The sequence below is a fragment of the Vibrio atlanticus genome (genome assembly GCF_024347315.1).
Lineage (GTDB): Bacteria > Pseudomonadota > Gammaproteobacteria > Enterobacterales > Vibrionaceae > Vibrio > Vibrio atlanticus.
Map to the genome: position 1 here is coordinate 1,200,448 of NZ_AP025460.1, position 21,395 is coordinate 1,221,842.

General features: G+C 42.8%; 15 protein-coding genes and 2 pseudogenes. 8 read left to right on the plus strand and 9 right to left on the minus strand.

The window, feature by feature from the left end; translation table 11 throughout:
• Positions 1-133: 133 nt before the first annotated feature.
• From OCV30_RS05535 to OCV30_RS05545, 3 genes are all read right to left on the minus strand, one after another.
• Positions 134-1,696 carry a SpoVR family protein gene (locus OCV30_RS05535; RefSeq protein WP_065678773.1) on the minus strand — a complete coding sequence of 521 codons (1,563 nt, stop codon included), beginning with the start codon at positions 1,694-1,696 and terminating at the stop codon, positions 134-136.
• An 11-nt stretch (positions 1,697-1,707) separates the two neighbouring features.
• Positions 1,708-2,979, minus strand: a complete 1,272-nt coding sequence (locus OCV30_RS05540; protein WP_009848997.1) for a YeaH/YhbH family protein — start codon at positions 2,977-2,979, stop codon at positions 1,708-1,710.
• Positions 2,980-3,122: 143 nt separating this feature from the next.
• Positions 3,123-5,057: a PrkA family serine protein kinase gene (locus OCV30_RS05545; protein ID WP_029222896.1), complete on the minus strand. Its 1,935-nt coding sequence runs from the start codon at positions 5,055-5,057 to the stop codon at positions 3,123-3,125.
• A gap of 354 nt (positions 5,058-5,411) precedes the next feature.
• Here OCV30_RS05545 and OCV30_RS05550 point away from each other — a divergent pair, with 354 nt between their 5' ends.
• Positions 5,412-6,167, plus strand: a complete 756-nt coding sequence (locus OCV30_RS05550; protein WP_065678772.1) for a MipA/OmpV family protein — start codon at positions 5,412-5,414, stop codon at positions 6,165-6,167.
• A gap of 72 nt (positions 6,168-6,239) precedes the next feature.
• Here the strand turns inward: OCV30_RS05550 and OCV30_RS05555 are convergent.
• A pseudogene (locus tag OCV30_RS05555) lies at positions 6,240-6,471 on the minus strand (transposase); the annotation flags it as partial.
• 254 nt (positions 6,472-6,725) lie between these two features.
• Here OCV30_RS05555 and OCV30_RS05560 point away from each other — a divergent pair.
• Positions 6,726-7,226 carry a CPBP family intramembrane glutamic endopeptidase gene (locus OCV30_RS05560; protein WP_065678771.1) on the plus strand — a complete coding sequence of 167 codons (501 nt, stop codon included), beginning with the start codon at positions 6,726-6,728 and terminating at the stop codon, positions 7,224-7,226.
• A gap of 82 nt (positions 7,227-7,308) precedes the next feature.
• A pseudogene (locus tag OCV30_RS05565) lies at positions 7,309-7,419 on the plus strand (MipA/OmpV family protein); the annotation flags it as partial.
• Between the two features lie 109 nt (positions 7,420-7,528).
• On the opposite strand, the gene OCV30_RS05570 reads toward OCV30_RS05565, so the two are convergent.
• The 5 genes from OCV30_RS05570 to OCV30_RS05590 all read right to left on the minus strand — a co-directional run bounded on the left by OCV30_RS05570 (position 7,529) and on the right by OCV30_RS05590 (position 14,482).
• Positions 7,529-8,029, minus strand: coding sequence for a YfbU family protein (locus OCV30_RS05570; protein ID WP_009846313.1), 501 nt, complete (start codon positions 8,027-8,029; stop codon positions 7,529-7,531).
• A gap of 221 nt (positions 8,030-8,250) precedes the next feature.
• Positions 8,251-8,991 (minus strand): pyruvate formate lyase 1-activating protein, encoded by a 741-nt coding sequence (gene pflA, locus OCV30_RS05575; protein WP_009846312.1) that lies wholly within the window; start codon positions 8,989-8,991, stop codon positions 8,251-8,253.
• A 163-nt stretch (positions 8,992-9,154) separates the two neighbouring features.
• On the minus strand, positions 9,155-10,156 hold the full coding sequence (locus OCV30_RS05580) for a lipid A deacylase LpxR family protein (protein WP_065678770.1): 1,002 nt from the start codon (positions 10,154-10,156) through the stop codon (positions 9,155-9,157).
• Between the two features lie 200 nt (positions 10,157-10,356).
• Entirely contained in the window at positions 10,357-12,633 is a 2,277-nt protein-coding gene (gene pflB / locus OCV30_RS05585; RefSeq protein ID WP_065678769.1) for a formate C-acetyltransferase, read from the minus strand.
• Positions 12,634-12,940: 307 nt separating this feature from the next.
• On the minus strand, positions 12,941-14,482 hold the full coding sequence (locus OCV30_RS05590) for a DUF3360 family protein (protein WP_016767646.1): 1,542 nt from the start codon (positions 14,480-14,482) through the stop codon (positions 12,941-12,943).
• A 791-nt stretch (positions 14,483-15,273) separates the two neighbouring features.
• Here OCV30_RS05590 and OCV30_RS05595 point away from each other — a divergent pair.
• From OCV30_RS05595 to OCV30_RS05615, 5 genes are all read left to right on the plus strand, one after another.
• On the plus strand, positions 15,274-16,044 hold the full coding sequence (locus tag OCV30_RS05595; protein WP_004736532.1) for an ABC transporter ATP-binding protein: 771 nt from the start codon (positions 15,274-15,276) through the stop codon (positions 16,042-16,044).
• A 136-nt stretch (positions 16,045-16,180) separates the two neighbouring features.
• Positions 16,181-16,951, plus strand: coding sequence for an ABC transporter substrate-binding protein (locus OCV30_RS05600; RefSeq protein ID WP_065678768.1), 771 nt, complete (start codon positions 16,181-16,183; stop codon positions 16,949-16,951).
• 79 nt (positions 16,952-17,030) lie between these two features.
• Positions 17,031-17,771, plus strand: a complete 741-nt coding sequence (locus tag OCV30_RS05605) for an ABC transporter permease (protein ID WP_012603591.1) — start codon at positions 17,031-17,033, stop codon at positions 17,769-17,771.
• Between the two features lie 2 nt (positions 17,772-17,773).
• Positions 17,774-18,451 (plus strand): ABC transporter permease, encoded by a 678-nt coding sequence (locus OCV30_RS05610; protein ID WP_009846321.1) that lies wholly within the window; start codon positions 17,774-17,776, stop codon positions 18,449-18,451.
• Between the two features lie 199 nt (positions 18,452-18,650).
• Positions 18,651-21,386 (plus strand): ImpA family metalloprotease, encoded by a 2,736-nt coding sequence (locus tag OCV30_RS05615; RefSeq protein WP_065678767.1) that lies wholly within the window; start codon positions 18,651-18,653, stop codon positions 21,384-21,386.
• Positions 21,387-21,395: the final 9 nt, after the last annotated feature.

Sequence of the window (21,395 nt, forward strand, 5' to 3'; positions counted from 1 at the left end):
TTTGAGCCTTAAAAAGAAAGCGCATAAGTCATCAGACTTATGCGCTTTTTTATTGCTCCACTTCCGAGCGGTGACCACTATGTTGTAGGGGGAGCGGAGTTTTATACCAAGCACTTACTTACTGTGATTGGTATTAAATCTTGGCTCCATAATCATTACGTTTTGGACAAGTAGTCAGAATCTCTCTGTGACCCGTATCTTTGAGCTCTTCCAAAATCACATCAAAGCCCCATAAGCGATAGAGATGTTTCATCACTTCGTCGTAGCCTTTATCAAGCGGGATACGACCGTGAGGCACATATTGTAGTGTCATCGAGCGATCACCACGAACATCGACGTTAAACACCTGAATATTCGGCTCAAGGTTACTTAGGTTGTATTGCGCCGCAAGCTTTTCACGAATCAAGCGATAGCCTGGGTCATCGTGAATAGCACTTATCTCAATGGTGTTTTTGCGATCGTCGTCGAGCACAGAGAACAGTTTAAAGTCTCGAATGATCTTTGGTGAAAGGTATTGGCTGATGAAGCTTTCATCTTTGAAATTGTGCATCGCAAAGTGCACCGCTTCTAACCAATCACTTCCGGCTAACTCAGGGAACCACTCTTTGTCTTCATCGGTTGGTTCTTCACAGATGCGTCGGATGTCTCTAAACATCGCAAAGCCAAGCGCATAAGGGTTTATCCCGCTGAAATAAGGGCTGTTGTAGGCGGGCTGTGCGACCACGCTGGTGTGGCTGTGTAGGAATTCTAAGATGAACTTGTCACTCACCAAACCTTCGTCGTAAAGGTGGTTAAGAATGGTGTAGTGCCAGAAGGTTGCCCAGCCTTCGTTCATTACTTGAGTTTGCTTTTGAGGGTAGAAGTATTGGCTCACCTTGCGAACGATGCGAACACACTCACGCTGCCAAGGTTCAAGTAGTGGTGCGTTCTTCTCGATAAAGTAGAGAATGTTTTCTTGAGGTTCGCTAGGAAAGCGGATTTTGGTCTCTTTTTCCTTGTCTTGATTTTTAGGCACAGTTCTCCACAGATCATTGACTTGAGATTGCAGATACGCTTCACGTTCTTCTTGCCTTGCTGTCTCTTCAGCTATGGAAATCTTCTCAGGGCGTTTGTATCTGTCTACGCCGTAGTTCATGAGAGCATGACAAGAATCGAGAAGTTTCTCGACTTCAGCCACACCGTATTTTTCTTCGCAATCAGTAATGTATTTTTTCGCGAACAATAGATAGTCGATAATCGAGCTTGCATCCGTCCAGGTTTGGAACAGGTAATTACCCTTAAAGAAAGAGTTATGGCCGTAACAAGCATGAGCCATTACCAGCGCCTGCATTGTGACCGTGTTCTCTTCCATTAAGTAAGCGATACACGGATCTGAGTTGATCACGATTTCGTACGCTAAGCCCATTTGGCCGTGTTTGTAGTTTTGTTCTGTCTGGATGAATTTCTTACCAAAAGACCAGTGGTTGTAATTGATGGGCATACCAATACTGGAGTAAGCATCCATCATCTGCTCAGAGGTAATCACTTCAATCTGGTTCGGGTAAGTGTCCAAACGGTAATGCTGCGCCACACGCTTAATTTCTACGTGATATTGCTCTAAGAGGTTGAACGTCCAATCTGGACCATCAGGCAGCATCTTGTCGTTTCTCTTCTGTGTCGCTTTGTCTTTTTCTGCAACGTTTGATTTCGCTGTCATGGCAAGCCCCCTTACGCTGTCTCTTTCTGGAACAGTTCTCTAAACACAGGAAAAATATCATCCACCGTTTTAATGTTCTTCATGGCGAAGTTATCGAAGCTTGCTTCTAGCTTCTCGTACTCGTGCCAAAGCGTTTGGTGTGAACGGCGCGTAATCTCGATGTACGAGTAATATTGGCAAGTCGGCAATAGCGTATTGACCAGCAGTTCTTTACAGCGAGGCGAGTCATCCGCCCAGTTATCTCCATCAGAAGCTTGTGCTGCGTAGATATTCCACTCATTAGCAGGATAACGATCTGCGACAATTTCTTTCATTAGTTTCAGTGCACTAGAAACGATGGTGCCGCCAGTTTCTTGCGAATAGAAGAACTCGTGTTCGTCGACTTCTTTAGCCTGAGTATGGTGACGAATAAACACTACATCGACGTTTTCATAAGTACGGTTCAAGAACAGGTAGAGCAACACATAAAAGCGCTTAGCGATGTCTTTGGTGGCTTGATCCATTGAGCCAGATACGTCCATTAGGCAGAACATAACGGCTTGGCTAGATGGAATAGGGCGCTTCTCGTAGTTTTTAAAACGCAGGTCGAAGGTGTCAATAAATGGCACGCTTTCAATTTTTTTACGTAACTCGGCAATCTCTTCTTTTAAACGACTCTCTTCGAAAGGTTGTGCTGGTTCTGTCATTTTTACTTGGTCAAGTTGCTCCATCAGTAGGTTGAGCTCGCGCTTTTTACCTGCTGTCATCGCGGTTCTACGAGCCAGAGATTGTTGCAGTGAACGAACGATAGCGATATTAGATGGAATCCCCGCGCTTTGGTAACCAGAGCGGTGTGTTTTCCATTCGGTGATTTTGTTGACCTGATTCTTCTCTAGATTAGGCAGAGCTAAATCTTCGAAGAGAATATCAAGATATTCATCTTTTGAAATTTGGAATGTAAATTCATCTTGGCCTTCGCCATCAGGGCTTGCGTCACCCTGGCCTGAGCCACCACCTTGACCGCCACCTTTAGGGCGTTCAATTTTATCGCCCGTGATGAACTGGTCATTACCTGGGTGAACGCGTTCTCTTACGCCGCCTTGACCTTGGTGAAAGCTTGGCTCTTTGATGTCTTTATGAGGAATAGTGACGTCTTCACCGGTTTCAGTATTGGTGATTGAGCGTCGGTTGACTGCATCGGCCACAGATTCTTTGATTTGCTCTTTATGGCGTCGTAAGAAACGCTGTCTATTCACAGCACTCTTATTCTTGCCATTGAGCCTCCGATCGATAAATTGTGCCATAAGAACTCCCTCTCAGCTGATGTTGCGATCCTACTTTTTATTCGGGTATAAGAGTTATTAGTTTACTAAAGCTATTCGTTCGTTAGGGTATAAAGTTATTGGTTTGTATGAGCTGCTCAGTTGAGCAGCTCAATACAGTTTGGTTATGAGGATTTACGAACTCTTAGGTACCACTCAGATAGCAGTCTCACTTGTTTCTCGGTGTAGCCTTTTTCCATCATACGAGCAACGAAGTCGTCGTGTTTTTTCTGATCATCCGTTGAGGTCTTAGCATTGAACGAAATAACAGGAAGTAGCTCTTCTGTGTTGGAGAACATTTTCTTCTCAATCACAGTGCGCAGTTTCTCGTAGCTCGTCCAAACTGGGTTTTGACCGTTATTGTTGGCTTTGGCACGAAGCACGAAGTTCACAATCTCATTTCGGAAGTCTTTAGGGTTACTGATCCCAGCTGTTTTCTCGATTTTCTCTAGTTCACCATTCAGAGAAGCACGGTCAAATAGCTGTCCTGTTTCTGGATCGCGGTACTCTTGGTCTTGAATCCAGAAGTCCGCGTAGGTGACATAGCGGTCGAAGATATTCTGTCCGTACTCAGAGTAAGACTCTAGGTAAGCGGTTTGAATTTCTTTACCAATGAATTCTACGTAACGCGGTACTAGGTATCCTTTCAAGAACTCAAGATACTTCTCAGCGGTTTCTTGAGGGAACTGCTCACGTTCAATTTGCTGTTCAATCACGTAGAACAAGTGAACCGGGTTTGCCGCCACTTCGGCTTGGTCGAAGTTAAATACACGAGACAGGATCTTAAAGGCGAAACGCGTTGATAGCCCAGACATGCCTTCGTCAACACCAGCGTAGTCTCGGTACTCTTGGTAACTCTTCGCTTTTGGATCGGTGTCTTTTAGAGTCTCACCATCGTAAACCCGCATTTTTGAGAACAGAGAAGAGTTTTCAGGCTCTTTCAGTCTCGATAGGATGCTGAATTGCGATAGCAGATCGAGTGTGCTTGGCGAACAAGGGGCTTTGGATAGCTCACTGTGCTCAAGCAGTTTTTGATAGATCTTAACTTCTTCAGAGACGCGCAGACAGTAAGGGACTTTTACAATGTACACACGGTCGAGGAAGGCTTCGTTGTTTTTGTTGTTACGGAAGGTCTGCCACTCGGATTCGTTTGAGTGAGCCAGAATCATGCCGTCAAATGGCAGTGCAGAGAGCCCTTCGGTACCGTTGAAGTTACCTTCTTGCGTTGCCGTTAGAAGTGGGTGCAAGACTTTGATTGGCGCCTTGAACATTTCCACGAATTCCATCACACCTTGGTTAGCTTTACATAGCGCACCAGAGTAGCTGTAGGCATCCGGATCATCTTGAGAGAAATGCTCAAGTTTACGAATATCGACTTTACCTACAAGTGAAGAGATATCTTGGTTGTTTTCATCACCCGGCTCTGTCTTCGCGATCGCAACTTGGTCTAGAATAGAAGGGCGCAGTTTGATGACTTTGAATTTGGAGATGTCACCACCGAAGTCATGGAGGCGTTTCGCAGCCCAAGGTGACATGATAGAGCGTATGTAACGTTTCTCTATTCCGTACTCTTGTTTCAAAAGATCGCCATCTTCGTTTACGTCAAATAGACAGAAGGGGTGATCATTCACTGGGCTTCGCTCACCATCGGCAGACAGCACATAGATTGGTAGCTTTTGCATCAGTGCTTTGAGTTTTTCAGCAAGGGAAGATTTACCACCGCCCACAGGGCCAAGTAGATAAAGGATTTGCTTACGTTCTTCTAAACCTTGCGCTGCATGTTTTAGATAAGAAACAATCTGTTCAATCGCATCTTCCATGCCGTAGAAATCTTTAAATTCGCTGTAACGTGAGATGACACGGTTCGAGAAAATACGACTTAGTTGAGGATCTTGAGCGGTGTCAATGACCTCCGGTTCGCCAATGGCCAATAGTAAGCGCTCTGCTGCGTTAGCGTAAGCACTCTTATCGTCTTTACACAGCCCTAAGAACTCTTGCAATGTCAGCTCTTCTTCCTTGGCTGCTTCATAACGTGATTGATAGTGGTCAAAAATACTCATAGTCACATTCCCCTTGTTAACCAGTCAAAACTGACGAGCGATTGAAAAATAGGCTCTCCCTACATTTTAAGATTAGACCCGCTTCGACAATTTTGCTTAACAATTATGTATTTATTTACAATTTTGCGTGTTGAAAGACCCGCTAAGGCCATAGGCAACTTGACGCGCTCAGAATCGAATTGTTTTACATTCGAGGGGGGCTAACCGTTTGTTTTGTGATTTTAGGTCGCTTAACAATACTCACACTGGATTTATGTGTATTAGATGTATAACTGAGCTCTATTGATTTTTTGGAATGAAGTACCATATAATGCGCTGCGTTATCCAAAGTTGCTCAATAAATAGGTAAATATAGTGAAGAATAATGGGTTAAAAATAGTGACTATCAGTGTGGCGTTACTGGCTTCGACAGTAACGCATGCAAAAATATCGCAGTGGTCATTGGGCGTTGCCGCCTCTTATTCTCCTGCAGTCTATAAAGAGACGCCGTCAAATTGTACAGTGATCCCCATGATTGGTTATGAAGGTGAGCATTTCTTCATGCGTGGATTCAGTGCGGGCTACCGCCTGCTACCTGCAGGCTCACCACAGAATATTGTGTTTCGAGCGGTTTATGATCCAAGAACATTAAAGCCAAGTGACTCTGATAATGTTGATATCCAGAAGCTCGATGAGCGTAAAGCCTCAGTATTAGGCGGCATTAGTTATCAAGTGATTACATTGGTCGGTATGTTTGAAGCGACAGCGGGCTCAGACTTAGGTTTTAGACATAATGGAATTTATGCAGAAGCGGCATGGCGCCTACCAATTCGTCGTAATGGCTGGGCGATTACACCATCTATTGGTTACTCGTATAACAGTAAGCGTTTGAATAATCACCTGTACGGAGTGAGTTCATCGGAAGCGGCGAGAACCAATTTAGATGAATTTGACGCTGACTGGGACGGTCAGTACTTTATCGGTTTAGGTGGTTACTTACATGTCACCCCAAATGTCCGAGTGACCGGCGGTGTTCGTTACACCAATCTTGAAGGTGATATTGAGAACAGCCCAATACTTGAAAGCGGTATTAATATGGCAGCGAATGTTGGCGTAGCATACGTCTTCTAGGTGCTGTTGTTTTTCTCGTTATAGACGAAAAGAAAAAAGGGTTACTCATGATGATAAACCCTTTTTATTGGTTCACCGCGGCTTTCCGGAGAAAGCCACTTTTATCTTCAAGAAGAAGTAGACTGTATCTCGATACCCCCGATTTCAGATAATAAGTGCTACATTCACTTGATTAGCTTTATCTTGTTGTTTACCCATATTCCAATGTGCAAGTATTTAACGGGGAACTTGCCGATGCGATAATGCCGTGAAGATAAGGACTCAGTTTTTGAACGAACTCTTTCAATGGCTTAATTCCACTCTCTTATACCTGTTCATATAACACCTCCCAGAGCCCCTTCTTTTCGATGGAACCTATTTGATCTAGATGTCAACTACATTCGAAATCTTATTTTACATATAAGTCATGTGTATATGCCTTGCGTGTCACGTTTTGCACGAAAATAATATGATTAATTATTATCAATAAAAATTGATAGCTATTTTATTTATGCTGAGGGATATGGATTAAATAGCTTTAATGAGTATTAAATATGGAGATTTAACTTGGTTTTCAGGATGAATTTTTTAATTTACGATGCGTTAGAATTAAATAGTAAACAGTTTTTTATTCGCGTTTACGGTTTAGCATGGTTATGGGCATTGATCTTTGTTTTTTTAGATTATTTCCTTCTAAATGGCTTTGGTAATACTCTTCTGGACACGAGTGATGATGAAATTTTTTCTGCATTGTTTTTTATATTAATTGATGCACCATTTACTGAAACTCTAATATTTCAATGTTTTATACAAACGATTCTTCGTCATGCACAAGGAAGCCCAACATTCTCAATTTTAGGTTCAGCTACTATATTTTCTTTGTGTCACCTAGGTAATTCTACGATAAACGCAATTATAGTGTTGGCAACTGGACTTGCTCTAGCTTTAACATATGAATATGTACGGATGAGATATGGCAATATTTATGCTTGCCTTTCTGTCTTTATTTCTCATATGTTATGGAATGTAATTTCAGCGGTGGTTATGCCATTACTGTTTATTATCTTTGACTTAAAATAAAACAAGTTCTACATGCCCGAATTCAACTGCGAAGTACGACACTCTCCAATATCAAGCAGCCAATGCCATTTCTTTAAAGACCATCGCTGGTGGTGTTCGTTATACCAACCTTGAAGGTGATATTGAAAATAGCCCAATACTTGAAAGTGGCATTAACATGGCCGCTAACGTCGGTGTCGCTTATGTATTCTAGGTGCTTTGGCTTATCGCTTTATATATGAATATTAAAAAAGGGTTACTCATGATGAGTAACCCTTTTTTTGAAATTTTATAAGCCTAGTTAAAGCTAATCTTCTAATGCACTAAGCACTAAATATTTGAGATAGCTCTGTCGCACATAGGTGGTACTGACGAGGGCAGTTACGCCACGTTGTTAGCATGCGACGGTACTTTTCTAACATTGGCATTTGACTATTGAAGTGGTGATCTGCTTTGTCAAATTGAGGGTAAAGTCCTTCAGAGTCAACAAGGAAACGCACGTAATGTACGATTTGTGCTTCAGAAGCGATATCGAAACCTAGGAATTGTAGACGACGTTGGTCGACTTCCGCACGCTCTTGATCTGCAAGCATTTTATTCGACTCTTGCATCGCATGGTACATCTCCATAATGTCGATAATTTCGCGACATTCTGCTTCAGTTAAACAACCAAATTCTTTGTTAAGCTCACGCATTTGGAGTTCGTAACCACGTTCTACAATCGTTTGTAGACGCTGGTATTTAGCTGAGTTCTCAGGATCCATTTGAGACATTAGGTAGTATTGATTTGATAGAATTAGACGCTGAGCATTGGTCATTTCCATGGGAGGAACCTCACTAAAAAACTAAATGTTATATTATTTTGTTGCAGTAAGAGTAACAGCATTCCTAAGAGTGGAAACATGATCTCAACACGGATTTAATATGATTTTTTGAATTGATAAACAAAAGTTGTAAAGAAAAGTGAAAGGATTGTTTTAACCAAAAAAGAAAACGCCCCAATCGAAATTGAGGCGTTTGAAATCACTATTAACGTAAGTCTAAATTAGTATTTTACGTTTGAATGGTATTGACTGAGGATAGCAACAATCTCGTCCATTTTTTCTTTGCTTGGCGGATTTGTACCTTCAAGAGGGTAGTCGTGACCCAATGCTTCCCACTTATGAGCACCTAGCTTGTGGTATGGAAGCAGTTCTACTTTTTCGATGTTATCCATGTCCTTAATGAATTCACCCAGAAGATGCGCATCTTCTGGCGTATCTGTGTAGCCAGGAACAATCACATAACGAATCCACGTCTTCTTACCTATTTTGTGTAGGTAGCGTGCAAAATCCAGAGTACGTCGGTTGGATACACCAATGAAATCGTGGTGAATTTCATCTCGCATATGTTTAAGATCCAGCATTACCAGATCAGAGGCTTCTAGTACTTCATCGACCACTTCAGTGTGTTTACGAATATAGCCATTAGTATCAAGACAAGTGTGGATGCCTTCAGCTTGAGCCGCGCGGAAAAAATCACGAACAAACTCAGGTTGTAGCATCGCTTCGCCACCTGAACAGGTGATACCACCGCCAGAGGCTTTCATGAAATGACGGTATGATTTTGCTTCGTTAATGATCTCTTCGACCGTTACTTCCTTTCCGTCATGAAGATCCCATGTATCGCGATTATGGCAGTACATACAACGCATTAAGCAGCCTTGAAGAAACACAATAAAGCGGATACCAGGGCCATCGACAGTACCACAAGATTCGAATGAGTGAATGCGACCAGTTGTAGACATGAGCTATTCTCGTATAGGAATTTATACCGTTTATTTTATTACAAAAACGGTACATAAAATAGGGTCAAATGGTAACTAGGTCTTTAAAAATAAAGGCAATCACCTGTGAAGATGATTGCCTTTATTTAACTTGAAAAGCAGGCGGTGAAAGCCTTTTCTATGGCTAGAAGAAAGCAAACATAGTGATGCCACCAGTACCGTACACTGACTTTGTTGCTTCTTGGTAATCGGGTGTTTTTGCGGTAAGTGCGAAAGATGCACCAACGTATTGGTTATACCAAGCAACACCAAGTATCGCTGTCGCTTGAATGTTCTCTAAAGTGACATCGTAGATCGCAGGATCTTGGCCATTTTTCTTTGCATAATCATTAACACCGGAACGATCTCCTTCGACAGTCAGGTCATTAAATCGGTAACGCCCTTCAAGACCTGCGTAAGTAAACCAACCTGTATTTGAAGCACCGATCATGCCTGCTTTGAATGGGTTTTCTGTGCTGATGTTCGCTGCGCCAAAGTTGCCGCCCAAGTCAGTACCCCAACGGAACATAAATCCAGTAGAAATGTCGCTTCTAAAATTACCAACGTTGATCTCTGATACGTTAGATATCTCGAAGTCAGTATTCGCTAATGCTTGATTACGTATTAGGTTGAAATGACTTAAGTAACCAAGGCTACCTGCGTACTCATCATCAACTTGATACTTCCAACCCATAGGTTCGTCTGATTTAGTGATTGAGTGAACCAGTTTTTGAGCGTCTTCGGAAAGTGCTCGCTCTCCTGTAGTACCAAACGTGATGTTAAAACGCTGGGCTTGTTGTGGGTTCAAGCTGATGTAGTTGAATTCTGTATGTAGGTAACCTGCGTATGGACGATCATTGGCTGATGGTTTTTCTAATTCAATGTCAGAAGGCGTGTACATCTTGTGACCAATGGTGATTTCCCACTTATCTAAAGAGCTTGCGCCCCAATAGGAAAGGCTCAATGGTTTTACCCAAGCGTATGGCGTAATACTTGACGATGTGTAACCCAGAAATAAACCGTTGGTATAGTCTTGGTCGACACCAAAGATACCATCGTTGTCTAACGCAAAAGTTAACGTAGAGCGTTCAGATGCCAGTGATGAACAAGAGAGGAGAATCAGTGGTAAATAACGAAGGTATTTCATGTAGCGGTTACTCTAAAATGATGAACAGAAATAGTACCGTAGTTTGAGTGGATTTGTAGAAAAAAGTGAATGCGAGTGTGCTTTTTGTGGCCAATCTAATCTTTCTTGGGGGAGGGGGTATTGATGAGATTTAGAGTAGATATAAAAAAGCCCCGCACATTGGCGAGGCTAATAGTTTTTACTGTCTATTGAGCGTGAGCTTATAGAGACTCAGTAAATGTACGTGCGATTACGTCAGCTTGCTGCTCTGTAGTCAGAGAGTTAAAGCGTACAGCGTAACCAGAAACACGAATCGTTAGCTGAGGGTATTTCTCAGGGTGCTTAACTGCGTCTTCAAGAGTTTCGCGGTTAAGAACGTTAACGTTAAGGTGTTGACCACCTTCAATGCCAGCTTCGTGGTGGAAGTAACCATCCATTAGGCCTGCAAGGTTAGCACGTTGGCTGTCTTGTTCTTTACCTAGTGCGTTTGGCACGATAGAGAACGTGTAAGAGATACCATCTTGTGCGTCAGCAAACGGTAGTTTACCTACAGACGTTAGTGAAGCTACAGCGCCTTTCTCATCACGACCGTGCATTGGGTTTGCACCAGGAGCGAAAGGAGCGCCAGCACGACGACCGTCTGGAGTGTTACCTGTTTTCTTACCGTAAACCACGTTAGACGTGATAGTAAGAACTGACTGTGTAGGGATAGAGTTACGGTAAGTCTTAAGCTTACGGATCTTGTTCATGAACGTAGAAACTAGTTCACAAGCAATATCATCTACACGAGAGTCGTTGTTACCGTATTTAGGGTAATCGCCTTCGATTTCGAAGTCAGTTGCGATGCCATCTTCGTCACGGATTGGTTTAACAGTCGCGAACTTGATTGCAGATAGAGAGTCAGCTGCAACAGATAGACCAGCAATACCACAAGCCATAGTACGACGAACGTCACGGTCATGAAGAGCCATTAGAGACGCTTCGTAGCTGTACTTGTCGTGCATGTAGTGAATGCTGTTTAGTGCAGTCACGTATTGCTTAGCTAGCCAGTCCATGAAGTGATCTAGACGGTCCATTACTTTATCGTAATCAAGAACAGCGTCAGTCATTGGCGCTTCTTTAGGACCAACTTGCATCTTAAGTTTTTCGTCCACACCGCCGTTGATTGCGTAAAGCATAGTTTTTGCAAGGTTAGCACGAGCGCCGAAGAACTGCATTTGCTTACCAACGATCATTGGTGATACACAACAAGCGATTGCGTAATCATCAGAACCAAGATCAGGACGCATTAGGTCATCATTTTCGTACTGGATAGAAGAAGTATCGATAGATACCTTCGCACAGAAACGCTTGAAGCCGTCAGGTAGTTGCTCAGACCAAAGAACTGTGATGTTTGGCTCTGGAGAAGGACCCATAGTGTATAGAGAGTTAAGGAAACGGAAGTTCGAACGCGTTACTAGCGTACGACCATCAACACCCATACCACCCATAGACTCTGTAGCCCAGATTGGGTCGCCAGAGAATAGCTCATCGTACTCAGGAGTACGTAGGAAACGAACCATACGCAGCTTCATTACGAAGTGGTCGATCATCTCTTGTGCTTGGTCTTCTGTGATTTTGCCAGCAGCGATATCACGCTCGATGTAGATGTCTAGGAAAGTCGAAGTACGACCTAGAGACATTGCAGCACCGTTTTGAGATTTAACAGCAGCTAGGTAGCCGAAGTAAGTCCACTGAATAGCTTCTTGAGCAGTTTGAGCTGGCTCAGAGATATCGAAACCGTATTTCTCAGCCATTTGCTTGATTTGACCTAGAGCACGATGTTGCTCAGAGATCTCTTCACGCAATTGCATTGTAGCAGCAAGATCTTCGCCGTTCTCGAAACGCTCTTGTAGAGAAGCGAATTGAGCAGCTTTGTCTTTCATTAGGAAGTTGATACCGTAAAGTGCAACACGACGGTAGTCACCAATGATACGACCACGGCCGTAAGCATCAGGAAGACCAGTCAGAACACCAGACTTACGACATTTTAGGATATCAGGAGTGTAGATATCGAAAACGCCAGCATTGTGTGTTTTGCGGTATTCTGAGTAGATTTTTGAAACCATTGGGTCAAGAGTTTCACCGTATGCTTTACAAGAACCTTCAACCATACGTACACCACCGTTAGGGATGATTGCACGTTTTAGTGGCTTCTCAGTTTGTAGACCAACGATAGTCTCAAGATCTTTCTCAATGTAACCTGCATCGTGAGCAGTAATGGTAGAGATAACAGAAGTATCGAAATCTACAGGTGCTTTAGTTGCGTTTTCCTGTTTGATACCTTCCATTACCGAAGACCAAAGCTTGTTAGTTGCTTCAGTACCCTCAGAAACTAGGAAAGACTCGTCGCCTTCATATGGCGTGTAGTTCTTTTGAATGAAATCACGAACGTTTACTTCGCTTTGCCACTCACCTGCAGCAAAATCTTCCCAAGCTTTAGCAAATTGCTCTGCCATGACATACCTACCTTTTTAGTAGAAAAAATACGTACATTAACACTGTTGAGCCAGCGCCCCTCGTAAGGGTAGTACACTCTTATTAATAACAATATATATGAGCATATGAGCGTCATATGGTTATATATATTGTCACTACCTTTTATATGTTGTCTTTACTCTATGTATTCAAGACTACGCTAAAAAATTTCTGTAAACCTTAAACTAAATCAATAAATGCCAAAAAAAGTTGAAAAAATTTGAGTGGCAGGGGTTGCCACCCAAACTTTTTTTTAATCCCAATACTACTTTTGTGTAGTAATGAGCATTATAGCCAAGCTTTTAGGCCATATTGACTTTCTAGCATACCAACTGCAAGCATTGCTACTAAACAGATAACTAAAACGCCAACTGGGATTACAATCTTATCTACAAATGATAGACGCTTCGCACGCTCTTTATCACCAATTAGACCGTTGTTATCAAGAAGCATAGTCAGAGCCCATGCTAATACAGGGTTAACAACCGCTGAACCGAAGATACAGATACCAGCTGCTTGAGAATCCTTTGAATCCTTAACCATTTGCATACCCGCTTCAAGTAGAGGTAAAGATACACCTACAAGTAGCGCAACACGCATCACTGGTGGCCATACTGCAACGTCCATTGGGAAACCAAGAATCGCAACAATAATACATAGAGAACCAAGCAAGATTGCGCCGCCAGGAATTGGACGTTTCGCGATTGCTGCTGGGATCATGTAAGTACCCCAAGAAGAAGTGATGTTACCACCACCAACCGCTGTACCTACCATTTGACGCACAGAACACATAGTCATTGTGTCATCAACATCCATCAGAACTTTTTCAGAACGTTTAGGGTAGTTCAGTTCTTGGAAGATACGGTGACCTAGGAAATCTGGCGACCACATTGCTACGGCAAGAATTGCGAATGGTAGAGAAGCGATGAAGTGTTCAACGTTTGGCAAGCCAAGCATCCAACCTTCAGAAGTCGAACCCCACCAGTAAACTGGGTTTAGGTTTGGGATACCCATTTCAGTTTCGAATACGATATCGAAACCAGCGCCCAATGCTAATGCAATAGCAAGGCCTGTGAATGCACAAACTGGGATAGCTAACCAACGCTTGTTCACTTTTGCTAAGAAAGCATAGATAGCAATAGTAATAGCAAGAACGATTAAACCAACGTAACCCATGCTACCCGCTTCAACAGTAGAAGATTGAAGACCAACCGCCCATGCTTGAATTGAGTTAATTTGGCTCATGGTGCCTGTTAGGCCTAAGAAAATGAGCAAGCCACCAGCGGTACCTTCCGAAGTCAGGTTAACCAGCTTGGAGCCGCCTTTTAGGAAACTTAGGATTAGACCGAAGACACCGATAAGGATAGCCAATGCAAGAGGGTGAGCACCAGCGAGAGCGATGGTACCAATAAGAGGGATCATTGGGCCGTGGTTACCGGCAAGGTTTGCTTTCGGGTTGAAGAAACCAGAAGCAAGGATACAGAACAGCAGTGCAGGAATCAGCATTTCTACACGAGCAACTTCAATTGCGAAGTCTTTACCTAGGTTGACGTGATCCCAAGCTTGAGTTAAGCCATCAGCCCAAGACATCATTACTGCTGAGTACATTGCGATGATACCGATGGTACCAGCAAGTGCAGGAACAAGATCTTCAAGTTCAAAACGGAAATCACGGCCTGGAAGGTTTAGGCCAAAACGACGAGGCTTCATGATTTGAAGTTCGTGATCTAAGTAATCTGAGCGGCTCTCAAATTCAGAAGCAGGGCGGTGTAGCTCTTTATAGCTTTTCTCTTCTACTTCAGAGTTCGCATTATTCACAACGTCTGACATAGATTCCTCATATTTTTATGTTAGTAATTCTAAAATTGAATTATAAAATTTCGCGTAATTGCGTTATTTCTTAGTTATAACTTATTAATATTATGTTGCACGGTTTTGATGTGCTTTATGCAGCTAAGTTAAAAGAAATGATTGGCATTTTTAACGCCTTATTCTTTGCTGATAAGTTTAACAAGCTTACCCTTTAGGGTGATTGATCTTGATCACTTTATGAGTTTATGTGAAAGAAAGCTACAAAACACAGCGATTCATTAACGTACCGTTGATTAATCGTGTAATTAGTTTTCACAAATTGACGTTACCTATCTTCTTCATGCCTTGCTCTACATAGCATCAGCCGGATACCTCTTACTTATTGGGTGGTTTCACTATTAACCATTTACTTTTTACTCATTCGTGACGTTCTTACTACTCAATAACCTTCAAATAACGTTCTCGTATAGTGAGTTTGGTGTACTACTGCGGGTGTTAAATTTTGTTGGCAGCGCAGTTTTTAAGTTCACAAAACGTGTTTTTCTTGTGAGGCATAGGGCTACGAGAATCTCATTTTGATTAACTTTATTTAAACAATGTCAGAGTTGCAATTACAGTTGGTCGATACATTTCATTCAGTAAATTGAGATTAAAACGCTATTTGATGCATAACAAGTCAGAACTAATCGCTATTTATTCTCAATTATCAGGTTAATAATTTGTTGCATGTTGTTTCGTGTGGTGCTAGTTTGTATCGCATGAAAAGGTCGGAGTACCTTGCATTTTCACAAACTTGGGAGAGAAAGCGCATGAAAGATGTACCAGCGCTGGACATAAAGGATTTACACAAAACGTTTGGTCAAAATGAAGTTTTAAAGGGAATTTCACTTTCTGCGCATAAAGGCGATGTAGTATCGATTATCGGATCTTCAGGATCGGGTAAAAGTACTTTCCTTAGATGTATCAACCTTTTAGAGACACCTACCGCTGGCGAGATTTGGGTTAATGGCGAATTAATTCAAATGAAAAACAACCGCCAAGGTGTTTCTGTTCCTGCCAATGAAAAACAAGTACAGCGAATCCGTTCTCGCTTAGCAATGGTTTTTCAGGGTTTCAACCTGTGGTCTCATCTGACCGTTCTCGAAAATGTTATCGAAGCGCCTGTTCATGTCTTAGGTGTACCTAAAGCACAAGCGATTGAAAATGCTGAGCTGCTACTGAAGAAAGTAGGGCTATATGAACGCAAAGACTACTACCCGGGTCATTTATCTGGCGGACAACAACAGCGTGCGGCGATTGCAAGAGCATTAGCGGTAGATCCTGAAGTGATGCTTTTTGATGAACCAACATCGGCACTTGATCCTGAGTTAGTAGGGGAAGTACTTGGTGTAATGCGCGATCTAGCAGAAGAAGGAAGAACCATGCTTGTGGTAACACATGAAATGGCTTTTGCTCGTGACGTATCAAATCATGTGATGTTCTTACATCAAGGCTTGGTGGAAGAACAGGGCGATCCAGCTAAACTGTTTACTGAGCCTGAATCTGAGCGATTACAACAATTTATCTCATCGATTTACTAATCAGAATTGAAATGCTGTTGCTAAGGTAAATGGCGACAGTGTTAACAATGAAACACAACAAGTAAGTTAATAAGTAACAACAAACACAATATTAAAATTAGCAAAACATAAAAACCTAAATCACAGGAGTAGGGATATGAAAAAGTGGTTATTAGTCGCGGCACTTGCTGCAACTGCTGCAACGGGCGTAGCTCAAGCAAAAGAATGGAAAACAGTACGTTTCGGTATTGAAGGTGCTTACCCTCCATTTAGCTGGACAGAAGCTGACGGTTCGCTGAAAGGCTTCGATGTCGATATGGCTAACGCGCTTTGTACTGAAATGCAGGTGAAGTGTAAGATCGTTGCACAAGATTGGGATGGTATTATTCCTTCTCTGCTTGCTCGTAAATATGATGCGATCATTGCGGCAATGTCTATCACGGAAGAGCGCAAGAAAAAGATCGATTTCACAGGTAAATACGCACTTATCCCGAACAAGTTCATCGCTAAAAAAGATGCAGGCCTTAACTTTGATGATCTAAGTGGTCAAAAAATTGCCGTTCAACGTGCAACAACTCACGACAAGTACCTAACAGATAACTACGGCGACACAGTAGAAATCGTTCGTTACGGTTCATTTGACGAAGCTTACCTTGATCTAGCTAACGGTCGTGTTGCTGCTGTACTGGGTGATGCATCTGCTCTAGAAGAAGGTGTACTAAACAAAGCGGGTGGTGAAGACTACGAGTTTGTTGGTCCATCACTAACTGATCCTAAATGGTTCGGTGAAGGTTTTGGTATTGCTCTACGTAAGCAAGACAAAGATCTGACTAAGCAATTAGATGCTGCAATCCTTTCACTACGTGAAAAAGGCATCTACCAAGATATCGCTGCTAAATACTTCAACTACGACGTATACGGTAAGTAATCTCTAGCGTCACTTCTTAAGGGAGAGGCTCACCTCTCCCTGTCTTACCAACTTTTTCGCAGTTCTGTTGGAATTCATTATGTTTGATTTACAAGGATATGAAGCGTCGATCCTGAAAGGGGCGGTGCTTACAATCGAAGTTGCCTTACTGTCGCTAATTTTAGCTATGGTTCTTGGTATGCTAGGTGCCTTAGCTAAACTCGCGCCTTATCGCTGGGCTCGTGCAATTGCAACCCTCTACACAACCGTTATTCGAGGTATACCCGATCTCGTATTGATGATGCTAATTTTCTTTGGTGGACAAATCCTTTTAAACAACAGTTTGTATTCCATCAATGAGTGGCTCAATGAGTGGTTCACATCAAGTGACCCTAACCACGAATGGACCGCTTACCTACCTGATTATATTGATGTCAGCCCATTCATTGCTGGCGTCTTAACCATTGGATTCATCTTCGGCGCGTACATGGCAGAAACCTTCCGTGGTGCGATAATGGCTGTCGACAGCGGTGAAATGGAAGCGGCAAAGGCTTATGGCATGGGCCCTGTTTTAGCGTTCCGTCGTATTCTATTACCGCAAATGATTCGTCACGCACTGCCGGGGTTTGGTAATAACTGGTTGGTTTTACTAAAAACTACCGCGCTGGTTTCTATTATTGGCCTTGAAGACATGGTACGTGTTAGCGCTCTGGCGGCGGGTTCAACCAAAATGCCATTTACCTTCTATATGACGGTAGCAATCATCTTCTTATTCTTCACCAGTGTTTCGACGGGCTTACTTAAGTTGGTTGAACGTAAATTCAGTATCCACGCGAGGTAGTTATGGACTTTTCATTGATAATTGAAAGCCTGCCGATTTACCTTGGTGGTTTGTGGACAACGGCTTGGATGGTTTGTGTCGCTTTGATTGTTGGCTTATTCGTAGCCATACCATTAGCTATCGCTCGTAACAGTCCAAATATGATGATTAATGCACCAGCTTGGTCGTTCATTTATTTCTTCCGTGGTACGCCGTTATTGGTGCAGTTGTACCTGATTTACTACGGTATGGACCAATTCTTCCCAGTAAAAGATACACTATGGGAAAACGCATGGTTCTGTGCATTGGTCGCGTTTATTCTGAACACATCGGCATACACCGCAGAAATCATCCGTGGTGCAATCAACGGATTACCGAAAGGTGAAGTTGAAGCAGCAAAAGCGTATGGTATGAGCACACCCAAGACATACCGCCGCATCATTTTACCAAGTGCTCTACGTCGTGCATTACCGGCTTACAGTAACGAAGTTATCTTTATGCTTCATGGTTCAGCGGTAGCAGGTATCGTAACCATTATGGATCTAACTGGTGCTGCACGTTTGGTCAACTCTCGCTACTACGCTCCATTCGAGTCTTTCCTAACTGCAGGTCTATTCTACATGGCGCTAACGTTTATCATCATTGCGATTTTCAAATTCGCAGAGAAGCGTTTCCTTGCTTACCTAAGGCCGTTAAGTTAACTCTACGATACAGATTTTCTTAGACAAACGGCGCTCTTGTAGCGCCGTTTTTAATTTCAATTCAATTGTTCGGGTACCAATAAGTTTAAGTGGTATTTGTTAAATTCACTCCATAAATTACGAACCCATTAGTCGAATCAATTGACTTAAGTGAACCCATAGATACACTTGCTCCAATTTTTTTGAGTGTCGTATAACAATGAAAAAAAACATCTTATCTTTGTGTCTAATTTTGCCGTCGTCTCTACTACTTTCTGCATGTGGTGGTTCTAGTGATTCCGCTCAACCTCCGAGTAAAACGGCGGTACAAAAAGCGCTTGAATCCGGAGATGCATCCCTTGTATCTAATGCCAATGAGTTTATTGACGCCAGCCAAGCGCTCGTTGCCCAATACAAATCCGATTACAGTCAAATTAAACAGTCTCTGTCTAAAAATTCAGACGGCACGCCGCTGCGCAATCTTCATTGGGATCCAACACACGATGCCGCGATAATCTTACCAACTTACGGCTTCAACGATGTCATCCTGCAAACCAATAAAGCGATGCAGAGTGGATATACTGACCAAGAGCTTGCGATTGGTATTGCAGGTTATACATCGAGCGGTAGTCGTTACGCTGCGTTAGCAAGTAACCCATTTCGAACTAAGCAACGTTCAACGGATTCAGTCAACGCAGAAATGGATGTGTGGTTAAAAAACTTGGTGGGTTGGGCATCAGGCACAAGTTCACCTAAGAATGTTGTCTTGGCTCAGATGGAGCAGTCTTATTATTTTCCTGATGACAAAGCAACGCGAAACTGGCTAACGAGCAACATCAATCCTTCGATGGTTATCAATGATGACAACGCCTGTGACGGCAGCAAATTAAGCCAATGTATTGAAACGAACAACCCTGATTTATTGATTTTGTCTCAAAAGTTAAATGATGGTGACGAAATTAACGATGTAATGACGGGGTTACGTTTGGCGTTCAACAAAAAGATCCCCGTACTGTATTTGCATCTTGATGGCGGTATGACGGACTTAGGCAACGCACTATTTGCAGAAATGCATATGACGTATGTTGGTGATAACTATTGGCGCAGGCTAGGGCTGTCAAATTGGGATTCAACGCAACTGATTGATCGAATGCCAGATAATATCGTCAAACAACAAGCACTTTTACAGCGCCTGAAACTCGATAGTTTCACTGTTGACTTGAATTTATGTGATGACAAATCTTGCCCAGATGAGTCCAACATGGATGAAGAGTTCTATAAGGCCGCGAACAGTATTCGTTCACACCTAACGACGCTTGATAGCAAAAAAATTGATCTCTTTGCATCCAAGAACTACGAATATGAAAAGCTGTTACTGCTACTTGCTGATCGCTACCGACAAGACGTTAAGTACCCAATGGGTAAAGACGTAACAGATAGAATCGACTTTCTTCGGTCGTATTACAGTGATTACGCGACATACAACACTCGACAACATAACGCAGCACAGCCGAGTTTAGGGAACTTCAGCACCAAGAACTTTAAGAATGTCCCTCTCATCACCAAGATTATTACTTTAGAGTCAAAGAAAAACTTCCGTGCGGCGGGTGTATATGCCTTACCGGGTAAGACGATCAAAGTGACGCGATTAGATAATAACAAAGTGGCAACGTCGATTGCCCTTAACACACTACGTAGCGGTGCGACTCATGAGTTTTCGGGTAAAGACGGCTATGCAAGGCCGAAGTTTTTGACTTCGGTAACTTACCCCGTAAAACATGGAGAAACGATATACCTGACCTCTGCCTATGGCGGGACATTACAAGTTCATTTTGATACCAACGATATCGATGTAGAGCTGCGTTTTGAAAATGTTGCCCAACACCCTGTTTGGCGAAGTCAAGCGGACAACGATAGCTTTGTCGCGCAGCTCGAAGAAGGTAACTTTGACTGGGCTGAGTTGGTGACTCCCGGATTTGAAGTTCACTCTAAACTAGACAAGATGAAAGAGTCTATCGGAGCTTCTGATTGGGCACAGCCGCATGATATGGCTCTCGCCACAGAGCGTTACGTACACAACCTTCCTCATGCACTTGCGGGTTTCAAAGGGCCAGGAATTGATGAAATTGCTGAAATACACCAATACGGAGAGGCAAAGGGCTGGGAAATTGCGAACATTGATATTGTAAAGCACATGAATGCCGATCAAGCGACTTGTGGTTACGGTTGTTCAGGAAACCCTTACGATGCTTATTGGTCTTTTCATCCTCTAGGGCATGGTGATTTGCACGAGCTTGGTCATGGACTGGAAAGAGGACGTTTTAGATTCTCTGGGTGGGAAGGCCACTCAACAACCAACTACTATTCGTATTTCAGTAAATCAAAGTATTACAAAGATACGGCAAAGGTATCGTCTTGCCAAAGCCTAGACTTTAAAGGGCAGTATCAACTTTTACAGCAGAGCCGAACTCAACCAGATCCAAACGCTTTTATGGCGGCTCAAAATCAAACGGGTTGGAGTTGGGGGGCTCGTATGTTCATTCAAATGATGATGTTGACTGAGCAGCAAGGTGTATTGAATTCAGGTTGGCATTTACTAGGGCGCTTACACTTGATTGAACGCGAGTTTAATCGCTTGAAAGCTAGTGATACTCTTTGGAACAACGGTAAAGGCTCTATTGGTTTTTCTGATTACACCAAACAAGAAGCCGAAGGCATCACCAACAATGACTGGTTGCTTATCGCATTAAGCTACGTAGCAGAAAGGGATATGAAGCAATACTTAGATATGTGGGGATTCAGTTTCAGTGATAAAGCGAAGCAACAAGTCACAGCTCTTAGTCTAAGTAACATGCCTTTGACATATTTTGCATCGTCTAATCAAGGCTATTGCTTAGATGAATTTGCTAAGACGCCGTTAGATGTTGACGGCACGACCGCTTGGCCGCTTAATTAGGTATATGGC